This is a genomic window from Nocardia lijiangensis NBRC 108240, from assembly GCF_001613045.1.
In the GTDB taxonomy this organism is placed as follows: Bacteria; Actinomycetota; Actinomycetes; order Mycobacteriales; family Mycobacteriaceae; genus Nocardia; species Nocardia lijiangensis.
Genome location: NZ_BDBP01000003.1, coordinates 39,544 through 63,785, shown reverse-complemented (window position 1 = coordinate 63,785; position 24,242 = coordinate 39,544). Strand labels below are relative to the sequence as shown.

At 70.7% G+C, this 24,242-nt stretch carries 1 protein-coding gene; it reads left to right on the top strand.

From position 1 onward, the window contains the following. Positions 1 to 8: 8 nt before the first annotated feature. A complete protein-coding gene (locus NL1_RS38045; protein WP_067833281.1) occupies positions 9 to 24,242 on the top strand; it encodes a hypothetical protein in 24,234 nt (8,077 codons plus the stop codon).

The window sequence follows — 24,242 nt, the reverse complement described above, 5'->3', positions numbered from 1 at the left end:
TGGCGCGGGTGGACGCGGCGCTGGCCGCGACCCGTCCCACCGAACCGCCCGCCGCGCTGCCTTCCGCCGCCGACGGTGCGGTCGCGCACGGGGACGAGGGCTCGGGCGCACCCACGCGGCCGGAACCCTCCGCCGACGGTGGCGGCGGCCGGATACCCCCGCAGGGGCCGCCTCCGACGCCGACCCCCGATCCCGATGAACCCCCGCGCAGGACCGGTGTCGAGATCGCCCGCCGGGTGACCCAGCGGCTCGCGGCGGAGAATGCCGCCGCCGTCAGGGAATTGAATGCGGCGGACGCGGCAAGGGACGCGGCGATGGCGGGCCTGCCGGTCACCCGCGACGAGCTGGGCCCGGTCCCGAGTCAGGTGGCGAACACCATCGACCGGTTGATGAGGGTGCATCCCGAGCACGCCGCGCGCCTCGAGGAACTGCAGGAAGCCGCGCTGCGTTACCTCGCCGTCGAGTCCGAGGTGGAGGTGCTCGACGAGGCACTTGCCCGCGCCATGCAGCGTGAAGCGCTGGCCGAGGAGGGCGCGGGTCGCATCGACGACACCGTCGGTGTCGTGGCCGGTGAGCCGCCGCGCATCGTCGTGGTGGGCTGGCATCTACCCGGGAATGTGCGCGCCCGGCTCGAGGCCGAGTATCCGCTGCTGCGCCCGCTGCTCGCGCGGCCGGGAGTGGTGGTCACCCACATCGAGATTGCCACCCTCGACGACGGTCGAATTGCCCACCGGCGCACCGACTTCGGCCCGGACCGGCCGACCGGCGACACGCCGGAGGAGCGCGGAACGGGCGGCCAGTCGCCGCGTCAGCGCGCCGAGGAGCGATACCAGCGGGCGCTGCGCGATGCTCACCGTCAGCTCGGGCAGCCGCAGCAGGAGGATCCGCGGACCACGGTGTGGCCGGGTGGTGAGCAGTCGTCGTCGGGTCCTGTTGCCGAAGCGGATGATCCGGCGGTCGATCCGGACCCGCGGACCAGGGTGTGGCCGGGTGGTCCGCAGCCGGAGCCTGGGTCTGCGTCGAATCCTGTTGCCGATAGCGATGATCCGACGGTCGATATGGGTCGACCGGGGGTTGCTGAGCGGTCCGGTGGTGAGTCGGCGGAGCAGGTGGGGTCGTCGGGTCCGGTGGCTGATGCCGATGATCCGACGGTCGATCTCGGTCGGCGGGAGGATCCGCGGACCAGGGTGTGGCCGGGTGGTCCGCAGTCGGAGCCGGGGTCTGCGTCGAATCCTGTTGCCGAGAACGGTGATCCGACTGTCGATGTGCGTCGACCGGGGGTTGCTCAGCCGTCCGGTGTTGAGTCGGCGGAGCAGGGGTCGTCGTCGGGTCCGGTGGTTGATGCCGATGATCCGCGGACCAGGGTGTGGCCGGGCGGTCCGCAGTCGAATCAGGGGTCGTCGACGGGGCCGATGGCCGACAGCGACGATTCGACGATTGATTTGCGTCGACCGGACGTTGCCGAGCAGACCGGTGGTGAGTCGGCGACGCGGGTCGGAACCGTTCCCGTTGGCGTGGAGAGTGATCGGGCGGTCACCGACGCCGTTGCGCGGCGGGATGCCCTGGCGGCCCGGATGCGGGAACTGGCCGACAGCATTCCGGCGGTCGCCGACCGGCTCGGCCCGGACTCGCTGTCGCCGGAAAACCTCATGGCGACCCTCCGCGAGGTGAGCCAGCTGACGATGGTCGGCGACGATGTCGCTCGCATGCGTGAATTCATCGACGTCGCACTGGCTTTCCAGCGCGCCGAGGCCGCGGTTCACCTCGCCGATATGTCCGCGAGCCCGGTCGTGGCCGCCGCGCCTGCGCCGCAGCCGCCCGCATGGCCGCGCATCGGCATACCGCGAGTGCACGATCCGGTGACACCGGAGCTCCGGAGCCGGCTGCCGCGACTCGCGGCCGATATCGGGACCACCACGTCCGAGCGCGCTCGAATCGAGTCGGCGCTGGCGGATCTCGCGCGGGCGATCGGCGTCGACCCCGATGGTCGCAGCCCGCGTGAGATGGCCGAAGCCGTCGACGCGCGGGTGCGAGCCGCCGATGCCGCGGTGGCCGAGCTGATGAGTCGTCCGGATGATCCGGCCCGAATCCTGCCCCAGCGCGACGAACTGGCCGCCGCCCTGCGGGAGGCCGCCGAATTGCGCTCGGCCGCCGCGGAAATCCGGACCGAGCTAGATCGTCTGCGGACCGCGCTCGCCGAGGAACGCGCCGCTGTGCAGCGGGCGGGCGAGCACGCCGTCCGCGATGTACTCGCCGGCGTGGACGCGCGAGTCGACTCCGAGGGCGTCGGCCACCTGCCCGGCGGCAGGCGAGTGCTGGTCGCCTCACCTTCTCCGTCGCCGGACGAGCTGCTCTCAGCGCAGGAACGGCAGCAGTTGGCCGACGCCGGAGTGCGCGTCGACTACGTCCACGTCGAGGTCGACGAATCCGGCACGGTCACAACGACCCCCATCCGTCCACCGGACACCGGCAGCGCCGAACCCGCCGGATCCGTGCCCCCCGGCCATGACCCCGCCGGCGGTTCCGACGCCGCTGGGTCGCAGCCCGAGCCCTACCGGCCGAAGCACCGCGGTCGCCCAGCGGATGAATCACAGCTCTTGGCGGAACCCTACGAGCCGAAGCATGCTGCTCCGCAGCAAGGAGTTTCGCAGCCCGAAACGGCCGAACCGAAGCATCGCGGCCGTCCGGCGGACGAGTCCGATGCGGGCCCCGACACGCACCAGCCGAAGCATCGCGGTCTTCCTGCGGACGAGTCGCAGGAGCAGGCACAGCCTTACGAGCCGAAGCATCGTGCGTCGCAGTCCGATGTCGCGGAGTCCGCGCGTGCGCAGCCTCAGACGCTGGATCAGAGTGATGGCACGGGGCGGCATCGTGGTGAGCCTGCGGACGAGTCGGGTTCGCAGGCACAGGATTACGAGCCGAGGCATCGTGCGCCGCGGTCCGGCGTAGCGGAGTCCGAAGGTGCGCAGCCTCGGACACCGGATCAGAGTGATGGCACGGGGCGGCATCGTGGTGAGGCTGCTGATGAGTCGGCGTCGCAGCCCGTCTACGAGGCGAAGCACCGCAGGGATCCTGCCGAAGGGGCGCAGGCCGAGGGGGAGCAGGCGCACCACGGCGCACCTGCGCCCGAATCGCAGCAGCCCGGCGAGCAGTCGAAGGTAGAAGAGTCGGGTGAGCAGCCGCAGCCCGCGCAACCGGGTGAGCAGGCGCAGGTCGGGCAGCCCGAGGCCGCTCCGTTGCCGCCGGAGATCCAGGAGGCCCTGGATCGGCTGCGTGCGGAGCGCGCCGAGGCCGTGGCGCGGCGCAGGGAATGGGACGACATCCGGCGGACGTGTGCGGAGGCCCTCGACGCATCGGACGCGTCGTCCGTCGACGCCATGGCGCGGGCCGCGCGAGGGTTCGACGAAGCGGTTGCGGTGGTGGCCGAGCTCGACGCGGAGATCGCCGAGCTCGAACTGTCGAACACGCCGGAGGGCGTGTACCAGCAGCTGATGCGCGAACGCGCCGTGCTGGCCCGGGAACGCGAATTCTGGCGCGCCAAGCGCGATGACAGGTATTCGCGGTTCAGTGATCTTCCGCTGCCGTTCGGCGATGCCGCGCAGGCGCTGAACCAGTCCAATCTGGCGCGCACCCTGGAGCACCTGGAAGCGAGTGTCGCCGGAACCAGGAACATCGCGGGGACCGGCGACGAGGCCGGGTACGTGGCGCGCGAGCAGCTCGATCCCGGCGAAATCAGGCGGCGCCGCGAGCAGATCTTCAAGCTGCACGATGCCGCGTTGCGGTACAACCGCGTGCAGGCCGCGCTGGCGGAAGTGGATCGCCGGATCGCCGCGCTCGGCCGGGTCGGCATCGGGGAGCCGCAACCGCTGTCGCAGCAGGTGCGCGCCGAAGTCGACCGCCTGGCAGGGGAGCGCGCCCGCGAGGTGCTGGAGTCCAAGCCGTGGCGGCAAATGCGCGCCGATATCGCCGCGCGCTTGCGGGTGAACGAGGCCGATCTCGGCCCGAATGCCGTGGCGCAGCGGAAGTCGCCCGAGGAGGCGCTGGACGAGGCGCTGGCGGAGGTGGCCGGTCGGACCATCAGGGTGGACCAGATGGGCGAGCGCAACCGCAACCTCGATTTGCTGCGCGAGGCGGCGACGCGCGTGAACGAGGCCGACAACCGCATCGCCCGCATTCAGGGCAGGATCGCCGAATTGGCGGGAGCTGGACGCGATTTCCTCGCTGCCGAGGGCGCGCGTCAGGTCACCGACCGGGTCGGGTTCGTCGATGGCGACCCGCAGCGGATCATCGTCATCGCACCGCGCGGCACGCTCGCCGCGCCGCGGGCCGACCATGACGCCGCCCTGCTCGAGGCCACCCATCGCGATTCGCGGGTGGCGCGCGCGATGCTGTCGCGGGAGACGACGATCGAGTACCGCGAACTCGTGGCCGAACTCGATCAGCCGGTGACGACCAGGCGACTGCGTTCGCCCTCGCGGGAATTCATGACGCTCGGCCCCGACGACGCTCCGATCCTGCGCCGAGTGCGCTGGCAGTCCGGCGAGCCGAACTCGACGACCTGGCACGAGGTCAACCCGGAGCGCCCGGAGTGGACGACCAACCGCAAGGGCCCGACCACGCCGAAGGAGTTCAAGGAGCGGGATCTGCCCGAGGGCGTGAGCGGCTGGGCGGCCAATCCGTTCCAGGCGGCGGTGGTGGATCCGTTCGTGGACAACGGACCCGGCGTCAACAAGGGCCTGCTGCCCAGCATCCCGGGCGGCGATCCGATCTACCCGGGCCAGACCTACGAGCTGCCCTTCGCCGACGTCTTCTACCACTTCATGCGGTTGAGCCTGGAACCGGCGAAGCTGTTCGGTTTCACCTGGTACAACGACTCCGATCACCCGGGACGGATCTCGCCCGGCTTCAAGGGACACCCCTGGTTCCGGAAGAAGAGCGCCGATGTCCAGCCGATGGCGCGCGAGCCCGAGCGTGCTGAGCGTGCGCACGCCCCCGGGGAGCTGGCGGGCTACGACAGGAAACAGGCCGACGAGCAGCGCGCGTGGCAGCGGGTGCAGGACTGGGCCACCGAGCAGTATCGGCTGTTCCGTTCTTCCGATGGCGATATCGATCGCATCACCGCCAATCTTGCCGCCCGCCCCGAGTTCGAGGGCGCTGCGCGCGAGGTGCGTGCGGCGGAGACCGTGGATCGGATCGCGAGCGTCGTCGAGGACTACATGTCGGCGCGCAGCGAGGTGACGATGCGCAACCCCGACGACCCCGGCCCGGACCTCAGCGCCATCGTCGCGGACCTGACCGGAACACTGCGCAGTGAACAGCCCGGTGACGCGGCCAGATTGGTCGACGACATCCGCGAGGCCCTGCTCGGTTTCAAGCCGGACCGGGCCGCGATCGCCGCCGAGGTCGCGGTGCGCTTGGACAACTCCGTCCCGGCGTTCAGCCGCGAGCAGATCGCGCAGATCAAGCACCACTACATGGAGGCCGAGTACCGGCGGGCGCTGCCCATCGACGGGTCGCCCGCGCGCATGCGCCTGGACGCCGTCGCCGACGTGGCCGAGGCCTGGCTCCGGTTGATCGGCGACGAGGCGACGGCCGAAGACGTGCTCATGCTGCAGGACGCCTTGGCGGAGTCGAACTTCCTGCGCGCCAACGACTATGCGTCCTGGCGCGACGCCAACCAGTACGCCATCCGCATCGGCTTCGACTGGGACTCGGTGCGGCCGCCGTTGACCGGCTGGCGCAAGGGCATCAGGTACGCGCCCGCCCCGCTGCCCACGGACGCTCCGCTGCCGCCGCGGCCGGATACCGATGACGACGGTCCCGCTCCGTTGCCGCCGGGCCCCGGACCTGATTCCGGGCCGAACCGTCCACCGCTGCCATCCCACAACCCCGGCCAGCTGCCGCCGGGGCCGTCACCGGACGATGTCGAGACCGTGCGGCTGCCGGGTCCGGTTGGTGCGGATGATCCGACGGTGCCGCTCCCACGTCCGGTCGGTGCGGATGATCCGACCGTGCAACTCCCGGGTCCGGTTGGTGCGGATGATCCGACCGTGCCGCTCCCGAGTCCCGTCGGGGCTGACGATCCGACGGTGTCCCTCCCAAGTCCCGTCGGCGCTGACGATCCGACCGTCGATCTGGGTCGTCCCAGTCCGGAAACCGGTGCGTCTCCGGCGGCTGGTCCTCAGGACCCTGCCGATCCGCGGTTGTCGAATTGGCCGGGTGGTCCGGATGCTGAACGGACGCAGCCGGTTCGACCGCAGGACACCGCGCCCGGTGACCCGGACAGCGACCCCTCGGACAACGGTGTGCCACCGGACGGCGGTGACACGAACCAGGGTTCGGGGGGTGTCGGCGACAACCCCACCATCGATCTGCGCCGCGGCGCCGAGAACGTCGAGCGCGATGCAGACGGGCGCCCGGTGGATCCGCAGGGTGAACCGCCTGCGCAGCAGGACGAAACCACGCGGCCGATCCGCCGCGACGAGCAGCGGGACGAGGCGGACAACCCCGAACAGGACGGTAACGCCGAAACCTCCGGGGACCGCTACGAGATCGACAATCCGCAGTTCGGTGCACGGCTGCGGTACGGCTTCGAGAACTGGGACGCGGTGGTCGACGTGCTCGCCCCGCACGAGCGCGCGGTGCTGGAACGCGTCGCTTCGTTGAACGCGGACGGCAGCCGATTCCGCGCCGCGATCGACGACGCCTTGCGCGGTGACGCGGAACTCACCCCCGAACTGGCTGCGGCCGTGGACATTCTCGACGACGTCCTCACCCGCCTCCGCCTTCCCGACACCGCGGTGATGACCTACGTCCGGCCCGAGAATCCGCTGGACATGACCGGCGACGTGGTTGGTTCGCTGCACCAGATCGCGGAGTTCCCGCAGGTTGCGCTCGGCGAGACACAGCCGGTCGACGGCGGCCGCTTCCACCTCGAGCTGACCGTCCCCGCGGGCACGCCCGCCCTGTTCATGAACCGCTTCCTGCCGTCCGGCATGCCGGTGCCGGTCGTGATGCTCGGCCGCGGCCTGAACTGGCGCGTCGACTCGGTGCGCAGCCTCGGCAACGACGGTCACTGGTTGATCCGTGCCACCGTTGTCCCCGAGACCGGTTCGACCGCCGAGGCCGGTGGCGGTCGGGCGCCAGGGGATACGCCTGCCGAGGTCGTTTCGCGACCGGACTCCGCCGAGCAGCCGCAGCCCGAGAACGCGCCGCCGGTGGCCTCCCCGGGACCGGACGATCCCGTCGGTGAAGACGCGGATGCTTCCGTGCCGCCGCCGCTGCGGTTGAGCCCGCCCGAGCCCGTGAGCGACGATTCCGCGCCCCTGCGGTTGACGCCCCCCGAGCCGGTGGCCGAGGTTCCGCCTTCCGCGATTCAGCTGCCGGACACGCCGCGCCAGGACGAGTGGTCGCAGCGCGACATTCCGGAGATCGCCCGGGTGCTGCGGGAACGGCACGGCGTCGATCTGCTGGGTGAGCGGCGCGCTCTGCAGGTGCTCCGGTTCGATCTGCCCCACCTCGATCCGGAGGTGATCCGGGAGTACGCCAGGGCGATCGACGACATGCTCACGAAATACCCGGGCACGCCGGTGGCGATCCTCGACATCCTCGCGGTGCACCGCCACCGCGGTGGGTTCGCGGCGGCGCAGTGGGAGGCCGAAAACGGCGGCGCCCGAGTAATTCTCGACTACCAGCTGGCCACCAGCGCCGAACTGTTCTGGGCGGTCGTGAGCACAGAAGTCACTTCCGGGCACCTGCATGCCAGCAAGGAACTGCGACCCGTGTACGGCGCCGTCGTCCACGAATTCGGCCATGTGCTCGACTATCTCTCGTCCGAGGAGACCCGCGCGACGATCGAGGGCATCCTGCGCCGTCGCTACGAAGAGGAATTCGAGGCCGGGCACCTCGCCGCGGGTGGCGAGGGGTACCACACCTGGATTCGCCAGCTCAGCGGCTACAGCTTCCACGACAACGGCGAACTCAACCTGGGCGAAGCGATCCCAGAGGGCTTCTCCGAGGTCGAACTCGCAGGCGACGCCGCAAGCGAACCCGCGCGTGTCATCCACGAGACCCTGGTGGCGAACGCGCGACGTGCCCTCGCCGAGGGGACCGTTCCGCAGCCGCCCTCCCAGCTCTCGCCCGGGCCCGACGCGGGTGGCGGCGGGAAGAAGCCGCCGCAGCGACCGCAGGTGGGGATGCCGGATCCCGGTGAGCCGACCGGTGACGGCGCGGAAAGCTCCGCGCCGCAGCCTGATCCGAATCCCGAGAACGAATCGGGTCCGGACGAGGACGGTGATGGCGCGGGCAAGTCGGCGCGGCCGGAGCCGACGCCGGATTCCGATTCCTCGGGCGGTGCCCGCCGTGTGCCCACCGAGCCGTCTGCTCCGCCCGTCCAGCAGGGCACGCGGGACGGTGCGGCGGAAGCTTCGAGAATCGTTGGGGAGCAGTCGGTTTCGGCTCGGGCTGAGCAGGCAGCGCAGTCGCGCCCCGGCACCCCATCGGAGGGTGGCAGGGATCGGTCCGCTGACGAGCCGCGCGCAATCGTCATCGAGGTGGACGGTCAGCGGATCCCACTGCAACTTGTGGCCGAGGGGCCCAACGCTTGGCGACCGGAACACCCAGCGCCGCAATCGAATCCGGATGACCCCGGCAACCTGCCCGCGGTGCAGGAGAGCTCGGAACCGCCCGCGCCCGCCGAGCCGGGATCGGCATGGCCGCGGATCAGCACCTCGGCGTTGGTCCAAGGTCACGCCGTCATTCCGAAGCATCCTTCGCTGTCGTCCCAGGACACCGCGGGGCAAGCGCTGCTCGGGCACTTCGCGGGGCTGCCGCTGACCAGTCTCGGTACACACGGCGAACAGCTCGGGATGAAGTTCAACCCGATGCGTCTGGGTCTGGTCTTCGAAGAACTGCGGCGCAACCGCGAACTGCTGCCTTTCCTGCGGCGTCTGACCAGCCGTACCCCGGACCAGACCGGTGACGTGCCGCCCGTGCGCAGGCGCACCGGCGAGGACTATCTGCCCTCGATCGACGAGGCGCTGCCTTCCCTGCTGCATCGGGAATTCGGACGCGAATTCGCCGAGGAGGTCGCGCGCCAGCAACGCGAGCGCGAACAGCAGCGGGCGGATCGGCAGGCCGAGAACGCCTCGGCCACCGCGCGACCCGAACCGTTCCCCGATGGCGTGCCGCCGCGTGTCGACGGCGTATTCGGCGATCTCTTCGGTGAGCTGATCGATGCCGCCCGCCGCCGGAGCGCGGCCTTCGACTGGCTGGTCGACTCGGCCGACCGGCTCGAGGTCGACCTGACCGACGAGAACCCGGACGCCGTGCAGGACGCGCTGCGCGTGCTGCGGTATCAGCAGGCCAGGCGCATCGGCGCGTTCGTCGGCCTCTCCATCGCCGAGGCGAACTACCAGGTCGAGAACCGGCGCATCCGGTTCGGTCGCGAGATCAGCTTCTTCGACACCGACCCGATGACCCGCCTGCTGATCGAGGTCGTGGAGGCCAACGGCGGGGACGCCAGCTGGCTGCGCGTGGTTCGCATCGCCAACGGTGACGAGTTCCAGCTGTGGGGTGAGCTCTATGACGCCGACGAGCCGGGTCGCAACGAGGGCATCGCTCGCTACTTCGCGGACGCGCTGAACCGCGATCAGATCCGCGACGAACGGGCGGTCTGGGCTCAGCTGCTCGATGTCGACATCGTCGACCTCGGTGCGCTTCCTCGGCTCACCATGATCGACGCGGCGAACCGGATCCGCGCCTACGGCACCGATGTCGCCGACTTCCAGTCCCGCGTGCGCCAATTCCTGCGCGCCGACGCCGAGGTCCAGGAACTGACCGGGCTGATGTCGGATCTGGCCCTGCGCTCGTCGGTCATCGACGACCTGGGTTTCCTGCTTCCGGACATCGATGGCGTCGCGCTGCTGCCGGGCGATCCCGGCGGTCCGCCGCGGTTGGTCGTCGTCGACGGCTTCGGTGACCACGAGGCCGTGCTCGGCCGGGCGCTGCGGGACTACGCGGATCTCGCCGAGGCGGTCAATACCGGCCTGGTCGAGCCGGTCTTCCGGACGGCCACGCTGGAGCCCGACGGCACCTTCCATCTCACCGACACCGATCCAGGACGGATCGTGCACTTCCGTCAGGAGATCGACGGCCGCCTGCTCGACCTGACCTTGATCGATGACGGCCAGGGCGGGTGGCGTCCGGTGCTGCCGGAACCCGCCGATTCCGACGCGACGTCGCAGCAGAGCCCCGCACCTAGCCGCGGTGAGATCGTCGCCGCCCGTGACGATCTCGCCGCCGCGCTCGACATCCCGGAATCCGAGCGCGGTTCCGCGGCGGAGCTCGCCGAACGGCTGCGCGTGCTGCGGCTGGACAATGCGGTGCGCGCGAGCCAGATCGAGGCGGTCATCGACTACGCGCGCACGGCCTGGGACATCGACGACTACAACAACCACACCGACGCGCGCTGGCAGCTGGCGACCCGGATCGATATCGATGTCGACGCGATGACCCCGTTGGCGATGGCACGGGCGCTGACCGATCCGGATCTGGGCTCCGCACGCAGGTACCAGGCCGTACAGGATCTGATCGAGTACTGGAAGGTGGCAAAGGCCGACGACAAAGCAGTGGCCGAGGCCGCGCGGGATAAGTTGGCCGAGCGTCTTGGGGTCGGCAGGCGCAAGGGCAGGTTCCCCAAAGATCTGTTCTCCCGCACTCGCAAGAACCCCGAGCTCGAGTACCGGCCGGACACGTCCAGTCTGGACGCGAAACGGCTGAATCGCGCGATCCGCCATTTGATGCGCCGCCCCTCCGAACGGGAGAACCTCGTCGACGCGCTCGCCGAGTTCTACCGGACCATCAACGGTTCGGATCGGTACGACCCGGTCACCCGCGGCGCCGACGCGATCGATCCCCGCGTCGGCGATACCGAATTCCCCGTGCACGAGCGTGCGGTACAGCACCTGCTCGACGTCGTCGACGATGTCGACACGCTCATCGATGTGCTGGACCGGGTCGGAGACTTCGGGCCGGACGAGGTCTCCGCGAGCGGGCATGCCGCACCGAGCCGCGACTGGGCGCTGACCGTCGGTGTCGACCTGACCGATGCCGACGCCAAGCGCTGGGCGGAGGTGTACGAGGTCTTCCGCGACGGCAGGATCGACCAAGAGGAACGGCTCACACCCGCCGAGCTCGCCGAAGTGCAGGCCGCGTTGCGCGCGGAAGTCGTTGCCCGCGCGCGTGATATCGCCGAGCTGACCGCGATGAACGACCAGCTGCTCGAACTGGCGGAAGCCGAGCAGCGACCCGCGCTGATCGACCGGTTGACCGCGCAGCGCGCCGCCGCGGCGCAGGAACTGGACGCGGCCGGGGCCGCGCACGACGCGATCGACAGCGGGCACCCGGACCGGGAGGCGGCCGCGGCCAGGCTCCGGGACGCTCGAACCGAACTGGCGCGCATCGATGGCGAGCTGGTGCGCACCAGTGCCGCGCACCGCGAGCTGAGCGCGGTGGCCGAGGAGTCAGGGCGACCGCTGCGCCGGGCCGAAGTGATCGAGCGATTGGAAGCCGATCACGCGGCCGCGGTCCAGGAGATGGACGCGGCGCGTGCGGAACGCGCCGAGGCGAATCGCCCCCACGGGTTCGGCGAGCCGGACCTCACCGACAACCTGGACGAGACCCTGCACGAGCGGCGGGGCAGGACAAGGCCGGTCGGTGCGGCCACGGAGCGCTGGGAAGCCCAGCTGAACGAGCTGGAGTCGGCGGCACGCAGATACATCGCGGCGCGCGACGAACTGGCGCGCCTTACCGCACAACTGACGGCGGCACGCAAAACCACCTTCGGTGACGAGGGCACGCGCGCCCCGCGCCCTGCGCGTCGCGACGAGATCGCCGACCTGACGGCCCGACGGGCCGCCGCTCTGGTTCGGGTCAGCGCCGCCCGTGCGGTGCTGGACGTCGTCAACGGCAGGCACGGGCGGAGCGAAGCGGAACCGACCGCGGGCGTGGCCGCCGATGTGAACGGGGTGCGCACCCCGAACGCGGATACCCAATCGCCTACCCAGCAGGGCGAATTGCAGGCCGCGGCGCACCGGTACGACGCGGCGCGTGCCGAGCTGGCGCGCATCGAGCAGCAGCTCGAGGCCGCGCGGCGGCGCGGTCGCCCGACGATGTCGCAGGCCGAGCGGTCGCGTCGCGTGGTGGAGCGGATCGAGGCGCAGCGGGAGACCGCGCGGCTCGAGCGGGACGACGCGCGGTCGCGGCGGGTCGAGGCCATGCGCGGGCTGCCGGTCGACGAGACGGAACTGACCGATGACGCGGCCATCGACGCCATGGTCGAACGGCTGGAGGGCCGGACCCTGCCGGTCACGGAACTCGCCGAGCAGTCAGCGCGGACCCGTGCGCTGCGGGACGCGGCTGTGCGCTACAACGCGGCCGAGCAGCGGTTGACCGCGGTGGATCGGGCGCTCACGAGGGCGATCCAGCGGCAGGTGCTTGCCGAGGCGGGCGCACGCCGGATCGACGACCGAGTCGGTATCGTGCCGTCCGATCCGGTGGTGATCGTGGTCGTCGGCAGGGACGTGCCGACCGATGTGCGCGCCGGGCTCGCCGCCGACCACCCCCATCTGCGGTTGGCCCTCGGGCGGCCGGACGTCGTCGTCCGCCACCTACGGATCGAAGAAGGGGCCGACGGCCGAATCGTCGTGCATCGCACCGATTCCGGAGTGGACGGCCCGGTCGTGACTGGTTCGAGCCCGTTGCGATCGGCGGACGTGGGTGCGCAGCAGGCTCCAGGTGACACCGCCGTCCGGCGCAATGCGGGTGGCGCGGCCGGGCACCCCGGCGAGAGCGGCGCACCACGACAGCCGGGCGCGGGCGACACCGCGGTGGACCGAGCACGCGCGGATCTCGAGCGGGCGCGTGCCCAGCGAGATGTGCTTGCGGACGCGCATTTCGACGCCGTGATGAGTTTCCGGGCCGAGATCGGGCAGCTGCGTATCGACTCGGCCGACCTGACCAGCCAGGCGCTGCCCGCGACGCTGCGCCGACTGCTCGACGAGGGCGTGCCCCGAGAACACGTGGATCGGCTGCGCGCGGCCGCGCACAACGTCGAGCAGCGGCGCGCCGACCTGGTCGCGGCGCAAGCGGAATTCGTCGCGGCGCAGCGCCGACTGGGGTTCGCGCGGGCCGGAATGCACGAGGTCCGATACGACCCCACTGCCGAGCCGCAGCGGGCACCCGGCGCGGCCGATGCTGTCGACCCGCGCACGGTGCACTGGCCCGGTGGAGTCGGCTCGGAATCTGGGCCGGAGATGGACCCGGGCGTCGACGGGCGAGCTTCGGAAGGTGCCGCATCCTCGGCAGCTGCGCCGGTCGATCCGCGGACGGTGCACTGGCCCGGTGGTGCGGTGGAGCCCGGGTCCGGTGTCGGCGAGTCGTCGCGGGAAGGTGTTGCGGCGCAAGGTGTTCGTCCTATCGATCCGCGGACGGTGCATTGGCCGGGTGGTCGAGCGGTCGTGTCCGAGGAGGGCGTGGGCGAGGTTTCGCGGGAGGATGCGGGGTCGTCGGCGGTCGATCCGCGAACTGTGCACTGGCCGGGTGGTGCGGTGGAGCCCGAGTCCGGCGTAAGCGAGTCGTCGCCGGAAGATGTTGCGGCGCAGGCTGTTCGTTCTAACGATCCGCGTACCGTGCACTGGCCCGGCGGTACGGCCGCGTCCGAAACGGGTGAGGAAGGGGACCCCCCGCGCCCCGAGGAGGGAGACGACTCCGGTGCGGCGGGCGCGCCGGCGCGGCCGAGTCCGCGACCCGGCACCGACCCCGCGGGAGCCGCGCGTACGGCGCCACCGGATTCGGAGCGGCAGGAGGCCGGTTCCGAGCGCGCGTCGAACAGCGAAGGGCCCGCCCAGGCGACGCCCGAATCCCACCGCGCCAGGGTCGCACCCGGCGAGGGCGATCCGGTTTCCGGCGACGCGCGTGAGCCGCAAGCCGCCGGGGGTGGTGGCGGGACGACGCCGCCGGGCCAGCAGCCGCCCGCAGCGGCCGAGCCGCCGGATCCGCACGATCCCGGAGCGTCGCGGTCGAAACCTGCGACCGGCGAAACCCGCCCGCACACCATCGATGTCGACGGTGAGCAGGTTCCGGTGCATCTGGTCGACGACGGCTCGGGTGGCTGGCGGGTCGAACCACCCGTCGTCCGTCCGGAGGCGCCCGCGCCCGAAGCGGCTCCGCTGCCCACCTCGGAACCGCCCGCCACGCCTGAGCGCCGCCCGAACCTGGTGCGCCGCATGTGGACTCAGCTGCGCAACGGATTCGCCGCGCACACACCGAAATACCCGTCCGGGTCCGGTGTGGACAGCGCCGGACAGTCGGTGGTCGCGAACGAAGCGAACGTGCCGCTGATCAAGCACACGCCGGAAGGCGATGTGCTGCAAACGAAATTCAACCCCGCGCGCATCCTCAAAGAGGGTGCGACGATGTGGCAGAACCGGGAACTCATCCCGTTCCTGAACAAGCTGACCAGCCGCATCCCGGACCATGCGGGCGACCCGCCGTCGGCCCGCACCCGCAACGGCGAGGAATACCGCCCGTGGCTGGACGAGGTGGACCCGAACCAGGTCCGCCAGGAAACCGGCGAAGATGTCGAGGAGCTGCGCAGACAGGCCGACGCCGAACAGCCGAAGCAAGAGCAGGCGCCCGCACCGGAACGGGTGCGGTACGAGCCGAACCCGAATGCCACCGGCCGGTTCGCCGACCTGTCCCGTGACCTGGCCGACGCCGCCAACCTGCGCGAGGACTTGGCCGCCGACCTGATCGCCGCCGTCCGTGACCTGGGCGCCGACCTGGGGCCGGACGTGACGCCGGAATCGGTCCGGCAGGCCTTCGAGGTACTGCGCTACCACCAGGCCCGTCGCATCGGGGCGCTGGCCGGGCTCGCCGAGGCCGCCGCCCGCTACGACGCCGAGAACCGCCGCATCCCCTACAGCACCGAAGTCAGCTTCTTCGACTCCGATCCGATGACCCGGTTCCTGCGTGAGGTCATCCACGCCAACGACCGTCCCACCACCCTGCTCGATTGGGAGGGCGTCAACAACGGTGGTGAGCCCGGCCGGGACTGGGGCGATCTCAACTACTCCGATCAGCCCGGAATCGACGAGGGCAACCCGACCTACTTCGAGAACGCGCTGCGGCGCGACCAGATTCGCGATGAACGCGCCGTCTGGGCGCAGCTGCTCGGCATCGATCTCGGGCAGCTGGACACGCATCCCCGGCGCGCGCTCGCCGCGGCGATCGATCACATCCGCGCGCAGGCCCGCGGTCTCGCGGATATCGACCAGCAGATGCGGAACTATCTGCGGGTGGACGGCGAGGTAGCCGACTTCACCCGTCAGCTCGCCGATTTGGGGCTGCGCGCGTCGGTCGAATCCGACGGTGGGTTCCTGCTGACCGGTGTGGACGGCATCGGGATCCTGCCCGGGGAAGCCGGGCAGAAGCCCGGGATGCTGGTGTTCGACGGAGACCTGGACCACGAACGGGTGCTGGCCGATGCCCTGCGGAAGCATCCCGAGCTCGCGCAGGCGGTCAACGACGGGCTGGTCGATGTCGTGTTCCGGATCGTGCATGTCGAGCCGGACGGGTCCATGCGCCTGCTGGACAGCCAACCCGTTGCGGTGCAGCACATTCGGCAGGAGATCGACGGGCGCGTCCTGGACGCCACCATGGTTCGCGACGATGACGGTGCGTGGCGTCCGGTCTACGACAACGCGTCGGCGGCGACCGATCAGCGGCCACCGCTACTCCCAGAAGGATTGTCCCGCGGCGAAGTCGAGATAGCGCGGCAGGAACTGGCACACCGCCTGGGCATTCCGGAAGGGGAGCTCGACAACCCCGAGGCGCTCAGGCAACACATCGAGCAGCTGCGTGCCGAGAACGCGCTCCGCGCGGCCCAGATCGAAGCGATTATCGATTACGGCCGCACCGCTTGGGATATCGATGATTTCCACGCGCTCAGCGATGCGCGCTCCCAGCTGGCACACCGCCTCGGGTTGGCAACCGATCAGCTGACGCCCGAGCAGGTCGCCCGGGCGCTGGTCGAGGGCGATCTGGGTAAGGCGCGCCGTCTGCAGGCCGTCGAGGATCTGGTCGACTACGCGAAACTGTTGCGCGGCACCGATTCCGGTGTGGTGGACGGTGCCCGGGATCGGCTCGCCGAGCGGCTCGGTGTCGGGCGTCGCCGGGGCCGGTTCCCGAAGGACCTGTTCCCGCGCAGCTACAAGAACTCCGAAATGAAGTACCTCCCGGACACGTCCGGCACCGACCCGAAGCGGTTGAACAAGGCGATCGCCAAGCTCGCCCGCAACGAGAGCGAGCGCGAGAACCTGATCGACGCGCTCGCCGAATACTTCCGGACCATCAACGGGCTGGACCGTTTCGATCCGGTCCGCTACGGCGAGGACGCGATCGATCCGCGCGTCACCGACGGTGAATTCCCGGTGCACGACAAGGCGATCGCCCACCTGCTCGAGGTCGTCGGCGATCTCGGCATCCTCACCGATGCGCTCGAAGGCGCCGACATCCTCGATCGCTTCGGCATTCTCGGCGAGCACACCGGACCCGCACCCGAACCCCGCGCCAACCCCGACTTCACCCGGACGGTCGGCGTCGAACTGCCCGAACCGGTGCGGCCCGGCGATACCCCGGAAGAGGTGGCCGCGAAAGCCGCACGGTGGGCGAAGGTATACGAGGTATACCGCGACGGCAAGATCGATCAGAAGGAACGCCTCACTCCTGATCAGCTGGCCACCGTTCAGGCCGACCTGCGCAACGAAATTCGAAGCCGCGCCGACGCTCTCGATCTGCTGGAGGCTCTGAACCGTCGCGCCGACGAACTCGAGGCCGAAGCGCAGCGCCCCGCCCGTATCGCCCAGCTCTTGGCCGAACGCGACGCCGCGATCGCCGAACGCGACGCCGCCCGTGGCGCCCTCGACGCCGCCACCGCCAACTTCCGCCAAAACCCCGGCGAAGCCGCGGCCGCGGAACTCGGCGCGGCAGCCAAGCGGTACACCGACGCCGAAGCCGATGTCAGCCGGGTGGACGCCGAGCTGGCCGCGACCCAACCGGCAACTCCGCCGAATGTGCCACCGGTGGGAGGGATGCCGCCGCAGGGTCGATCGGATGTGCCGCCGGTCGGTGAGGTTCCGCCGCAGGGGCCGCCGGTCGACCCACGTGTGGCGTGGGCGCAGCCGGTTGCCGGCGAGGGTGGTGTTGTTTCGGAGGCGCCGGTTGATCCACGTGTGGCGTGGTCGCAGCCAGCGGGGTCGGACGATCCGACGTTGCCGTTGGGTGTGCGGACCGATGGCGCGGATTCGGATTCTGCTGTGGCACAGCCGACGCCAGGTGCCGGAGACGGTGGCAGCGGTCGGAAGCCGCCTGCCGGACCGCCGGTGGCCACGCCGGAGCCGGACGGGCCAGGGGATCGTCCTGATGCCGATCTGGCGCGGCGGGTGACGAACCGGCTTGCTGCCGAGAACGCCGCAGCTGTGAGGGAATTGGATGCCGCGAGGGCGGCCCGTGCCGAGGCGATGGACGGGTTGCCGGTGCGCGAAGGCGATCTGACCGAGGACGCGCTGCCGGACACCATCGTGCGGCTCACCCGCGAATTCCCGGACCAGACAGCGCGTATCGAGTCCCTGCGCGATGCGGCTACCCGGTTCAACCGGGCCGAATCCGAGCTGGAGGTGCTCGACGGAGCGGTCGCGCAGGCGATGGAGCGCGAAGCGCTGGCCGAGGAAGGTGCGAACCGGATCGACAATACGGTCGGCATTGTTGCGGGCGAGCCGCCCCGTATCGTGGTCGTCGGCTGGAATTCGCCGGGTGACGTGCGCGCTCAGCTCGCCGCCGACTACCCGAGTCTGCGTCCGCTGCTGGACCGACCGGATGTCGTCGTCCGGCACATCGAGATCACCTACGGTGACGATGGCCGAATCATCAACGTGCCGACCGATTTCGGGCCGGATGGCCCCCGACCTGGCACGGCCGAGCCGGGACCTCCTCCGGGAGATTCGCCCGGGTCGCCCGAGCGGGGGCGTCGTTCGGGGGAGCAGCCTCAGCCGCCCACCCAGGATCCCCAGGTCGCAGCCGATTTCGAGGCCATGCGCCAGCGCGCCGAGGCGCGCGTGCAGGAGGCGCTCGACGCGATCGCGCGCCGTGTGCAGGCAGTGCGCCAGTCGCAGGACAGCGAATTCGAGCAGCGCATGCGGCAGCTCGATGCGGCACTGGCCGAGAACGAGCGCCGTCAGTCGGAGCTGGATGGGCGGACCGACGACACTCCAGAGCGGGCCTTCGAGGAGCGGCTTCGCCAGTTCGACGTAGCGATGGCCGAACACCAGCGCAAACTCGCAGAACAGCAACGGATGCTGGAATCCCAGCCACCACACGAAGGCGATGTCCGCGTCTGGCCTCCGGACGACGACGGCGAAGCAACCCCACCCGCCCCGAAACCGAAGTCTCCCGGTTCCGGCCCAGGCGATGCAGGCGCCGCCAAGCAGCCGGAAGCGGGTCTGGAAGGTGGGCCTGCGCAGCCGAAGCCAGCTGAGGGTGCCGGTAAGCGGGAGGGTGCCAAGCCCGAAGGTGCGGTGCCGCAGCCAGAGCCCGGTGTGGGGGTTGCGTCACAGGGCGGTGCGAAGTCGGAAAGTGCGGCGCAGCAGGCGGAATCTGGTGTAGGCGATGGTGATTCGGATGGGGCAGTGCAGCCGGATGCCGACGGGGACGGTCAGCCGGAGGTGGCGCCGCTGGTCGGGGCGGACGAGCTGACTCCGGAGGCGCGGGCCGAGCTGGAGCGGTTGCGGGGTGCCCGCGCCGCGGCGGTGGTGCGGCGGGAGGAGTTGCGGGATATCCGGCGGGTGCACGCCGAACTGCTGGCCGAGGCGGATCCCGGAGGTCCCGAGGCGGCGGTGCTTGCGCGGGCGACCGAGCGGCTCGAGGCGGCGGAAGTCGAGGTGGCGCGGCTCGATGCGGAGATCGCCGAGCAGGAGCTCGCCGGTACGCCTGAGGCTGTCCTCCAGGAGTTGCTGCGCAAGCGTGCGCAGTTGGCGGCCGAACGGGCATTCTGGCGGGCCAAGCGGGATGATCGGTTCTCCCGGTTCCGGGATATCCCACTGCCGGTCCGGAACCCGAACGAGGCGCTGAACCAGGCGAATCTGGCGAATACGCTGCAACACTTGGAGAACGGGATCGTCCGCACCCGCGATGTCGCCGGTACCGGTGAGGAAAGCGCCACGCGGGCAGAGGAATTGGTCGGTCCCGATGAGATCGCTCGCCGTCGCGAGCAGATCTTCAACTTGCAGGACGCGGCGCAGCGCTTCAACGAGTCGGATTCCGAACTGGCCGAACTGGATCGGCAGATTGCCGCACTCGGCCGGGTCGGCGTCGCGGAGCCCGAACTTTCGCAACAGGTTCAGGCCGAGCTCGATCGCCTCGCCCGCGAACGCGCGCAAGCCGTTCTCGCGTCCAAGCCGTGGAGGTTGATGCGGACCGACCTCGCGCACCGGCTCCGAGTCGACGAAAGCCGCCTGGGTCCAGAAGATTTGGGCCTCACCCTGGACGAGGTGGCGAACCGGACGATCCGCGCCGACCAGGCCGACGAGCACGTCCGCAATATCGCCCTGCTGCGGGAGGCCGCCACCCGTGTCAGCCAGGGCGAACAGCTCGTGCACCGAATCCAAGGCCAGATGGCCGAATTGGCGGGTGCGGGCCGCGACATCCTCGACGCGCTGGGTGTGCGCCCGATCGATCCCGGCGAAGGACGTCCGCGCGTCGGACTCATCGAGGGCGAGAATCCGCGCATCATCGTGGTCGCGCCGATCGGACCGTACGGCCATCCGCGCGTCGATCACGATGCCGCGCTCGCCGCGGCGATCCGTTCGGATCCCGCTGTGGCCCAGGCGATGACGCGCCGCGAGGCCCGCATCGAGTTCTGCTGGATCGTCGCCGGGCACGATGCACCGGTGCGGATCGCGCGGATGCCGGGGCCGACCCGCGAGTTCACGACGCTCCCGGCGATGGATGGGCGCCCGCCGCTGCACATGGTGCGCTGGCAGGACGGCGAAGGCAACTGGCATTCGCTGGATCCGCGCAGCGGCGACGCCGGCACCGGCGGCCCGACCGTGCCGAAATCCTATGAGGAACGCATACTGCCCGAAGGCATCAGTGGGTGGGGTATGGCGCCGGTCGAAGCGGCGATCGTCGACCCGTTCGTCGGCAACGGCCCGGGTGTCAACCAAGCGTTCCTGCCGGCCATCCCCGGTGGCACACCGATCGACAACGGCATGCCCACCTACGAGTTGCCGTTCGCCGACCTGGCCTACAACATTCTGCGGCTCACCCTGGAACCGGCGAAACTGTTCGGCTTCACCTGGTTCAGCGACAAAGCGCATCCGGGCCGGGTCAAACCGGGCTTCAAGGGGCACCCGTGGTTCCGGGCACCGATACGCGACGTGCAGCCGATGGCGCGGGAATATCAGGTGCCCGAACGTGCCCCGGACAACGGTGAACTGGGCGAACTGTTCACGCAGCGCCAACGGGAGGAGCAAGAAGCCTGGCAGCGGGTGCAGGACTGGGCCGACGCCGAGTACCGGCGGTATCTCGGTGACGACAGCGATATCGACACCATCACCGACAACCTCGCCGACCATCCGGCCGCCCAGGGCGCGGCGCGTGCGGTGCGGGCCGCCGTGCTCGTCGACGTGATCGCGAATGTCGTCGATGACTACACCGCCGGACTCGTCGAGGTAACGCACCGCAGCCCCGACGATCCCGGCCCCGACCTGAGCCGCGCCGTCGAGGCGATCACCGGGCATCTGGATCACGAAAGGCCCGGTGACGCAGCACGATTGGTCGACGACATCCGTGATGCCCTGATGGGTATCCGTCCCGATCGCGCGGCAATCGCGCGTGCGGTCGCCGAACGGCTCGACCACGCCGTTCCGGCGTTCTCCCACGAGGAGATCGCCCAGATCAAGAACCATCTGATGCGCGATCAGCATCTGCGCATCGACCCGCGCGACGGCGTGCCGCGCCGCCTCCCGCTGGACCCGGTCGCCGATGTCGCCGAAGCCTGGAACCGGCTCATCGCGGGTGGCGACAACATCCTGCCCGCCGATATCCTCCTGCTCCAGGACGCTCTGGCCGAATCCAACTACCTGCGCGCCCACCCGTACGGCGCCGCCTGGCGCGACGCCAACCAGTACGCCATCCGCATCGGCTTCGACTGGGACGCCGCCCGACCACCCCGCACCGACTGGCGCAAGGGCATCAAATACGCCCCCGCCGCCCTCGGCCCCGACAACCTTCTCCCGCCACGCCCCGAAATCGACCCCGACGACCCCAACCCCCTCCCGCCCGGCCCCCGTCCCCAACTCCCACTCAACCCCCAGGGTCCGGTCAACCACACCCCGGAACTCCCGGAAAACGCACCCAGCCAACCGAGTTCGCGACCAGATGACCCGACCGTAGAGCTGTCGTCGCCGGATAACGTTGATACTCAGCCAATTCCGCACCCAATTGGCCCGACCGTCGACCTGCCGTCCCCGGATGAAGTGGATGACCAGCCGATTCCGCATCCGGACGACCCGGCGGTCGATCCGCGGACGGTGCATTGGCCTGGTGGTGGTGTGGCGGAGTCCGATCAGGGTGGCGGAGAGTCGGTGCCGGAGGGTGTTGGCTCGTCGGGTGTTGGGCCGGTCGATCCGCGGACGGTGTATTGGCCTGGTGGTCGTGCGGCGGAGTCCGATCAAGGTAGCGACGGATCGATGCCGGAAGGCGTTGCTTCGTCGGAGGCTGGGTCGTTCGATCCACGGGCGCAGTCGCGGCCTACGGGTGGGGCGGACTCGGAAGTCGGCGAGAGTCAGCCGCGGCCGGAGAATCCAGCTCGCCTGGATAGCGGTGGTGGACAGCCGCGTACAGCGCGTGATGGCGGTTCGGCGGATGCGAGTGTGCCGCCGTCTGTGGGTGGTGAGCGGACCGCTCGGCCCGAGGGCGGTGATGGCTTGGCGCGGCCGGAGCGCGGCGAGGGGCAGTCGCGGTCTGCGGACGGGGCCAATTCGGAAGTTGGCGAGGGTCAGTCGCGGCCTGAGAGTGGGGCTGACTCGGAGGTCGGCGAAGGTCGGTCGGGGTCGGAGGGTTCGGCTCGGCCGGATGCTGAGGGCGGACAGTCGGGGGCCAATTCGGAAGTTGGCGAGGGCCAGTCGCGGCCTGAGAGTGGGCCCGGTTCGGAGATCGGCGAAGGCGAGTCTCGGCTGGAGAGTTCGGCTCGGCCGGGTAGCGAGGGCGGACAGTCGCGGCCCGAGGGTGGGGCCAATGTGGAGGTTGGCGAGGGTCGGTCGCGGCCTGAGGGTAGGGCCGACTCGGAGGTCGGCGAGAGGCAATCGCGGTGGGAGGGTTCGGCTCGGCCGGGTAGCGAGGGCGGACAGTCGCGGCCCGAGGGTGGGGCCAATGAGGAGGTTGGCCAGGGTCGGTCGCGGCCTGAGAGTGGGGCCGACTCGGAGGTCAGCGAAGGCGAGTCTCGGCCTGAGGGTTCGGCTCAGCCGGATAGCGAGCGCGGACAGCCGCGGCCTGAAGGTGGGGCTGACTCGGAGGTCGGCGGAGGTCGGTCGGGGTCGGAGGGTTCGGCTCAGCCGGATGCTGAGGGCGGACAGCCGCGGCCCGAGGGTGGGGCGCGGGCCGAAGGTGGCGAGCGGTCGGAGAGCGGCGAAGGTCGGCGGCGGACCGAGGGGGAGCAGCGTTCGGAGGGAGGCGAGAGGCGTTCGCGGCCCGACGGTGGTGCACGGGCCGGTCTCGCGGCCGGAAGTGGCGCGGAGGACGATCGCGACCCTCGGATGCCACCGCCGGTACCACCGAACCCGCCTGTGCCTCCTTTGCCGCAGCCGCCGCAGCCTCCGCAACGGCCGGTGCCTCCGGTGCCTCCGCAACCGCCGATGCCGCCCAAACCGCCGGTGTCGCCGCAACCTCCGCAGCCGCCGGTGTCGCCGATGCCGCCCAAGCCGCAGGTGTCGCCGCAACCTCCGCAGCCGCCGGTGTCGCCGATGCCGCCCAAGCCGCCGGTGTCGCCGCAACCTCCGCAGCCGCCGGAGTGGCCGATGCCGCCCAAGCCGCCGCTGCCCCCATCACCGCCGGAGTGGCCGCAGCCACCCGTGCCGCCACGGCCGCCGGAGTGGCCGCAGTGGCCAGCACCTACGCAACCTCCGGACTCCCCGGTGCCTCCGCGCCCGCCGGTGCCTCCGGTCGCGCCGGGCTGGCCGCAGCTTCCGGTGCCGCCGCACTCGCCGGAAGTACCGCAGCCGCCCGAGTTCTCGGTGCCTCCGCGCCCGCCGGTACCTCCGGTTGCGCCGGGCTGGCCGGAACTTCCGGTGCCACCGCAGCAGCCGGGAGTTCCGCGCCCGCCGGAATTCCCGGTACCGCCGCAATTCCCGGCGCCCGAGATGCCCGGGGTGCCGGGTCTTCCGCAGTTGCCGGATGGTTCGGTACCGCCGCAGCCCCCGGCCTCTGAGTGGCCGATTCAGCCTGGGTCGCCCCAGAGGCCCGGTGATCCGCCGGTGCCGGGCATGCCGACGTTGCCTGACCCGCCGCCAGGCTGGGCGCCGCCAACTGGCAATCCCGGTGCGCCGACGTTGCCCGACCCACCATCGGCCTGGGAACCGCCGGCGGGCGGGAATGGTCTGCCGGGTGGGACGAACGGGTATTCGCCGACGCCGCCTCCGGCCCCGCCTGCGTCGGCGGGCCAGTCACGATCCTCGCGGGCGTTTCCGCGAGCGGGTTTCGGCAACGGCCGGGGCCCTGCCGAGAGTGGTCGGCGTGCGGCGACAGGTCTTGTGGTGCGCTCGCATGCGGGTGTCGGTGAGTTCGCCGACTTCGATCCGGAGACCGGCGTGCTGCGCGGCGGGGCGTTGGGAGCCGGTTCGGTGTCCGGCCTGTATGGCGCTGTCGGTGACCTGTCGGTGGTCTTCTACCGGGAAGCCGGTCGGCTACTGCTGCGGGCCGGTGGCCGCGTGATCGATCTGGACACCCAGCCGATCGGTGTCTACTGGCAGCGCGTCGACGATCAGACGAACCGCTTCGTCCTCGTCAACTCCGGTGTCGTCGCCTGCGACGTGCACTACCGCGCGGTCCTTCCGGACTTCGACTTCGGGCTGCTGATCCGGGATGTTCTCTGCGATCCCGACCGGCGAGCCCGTATCTTCACCGCCTGA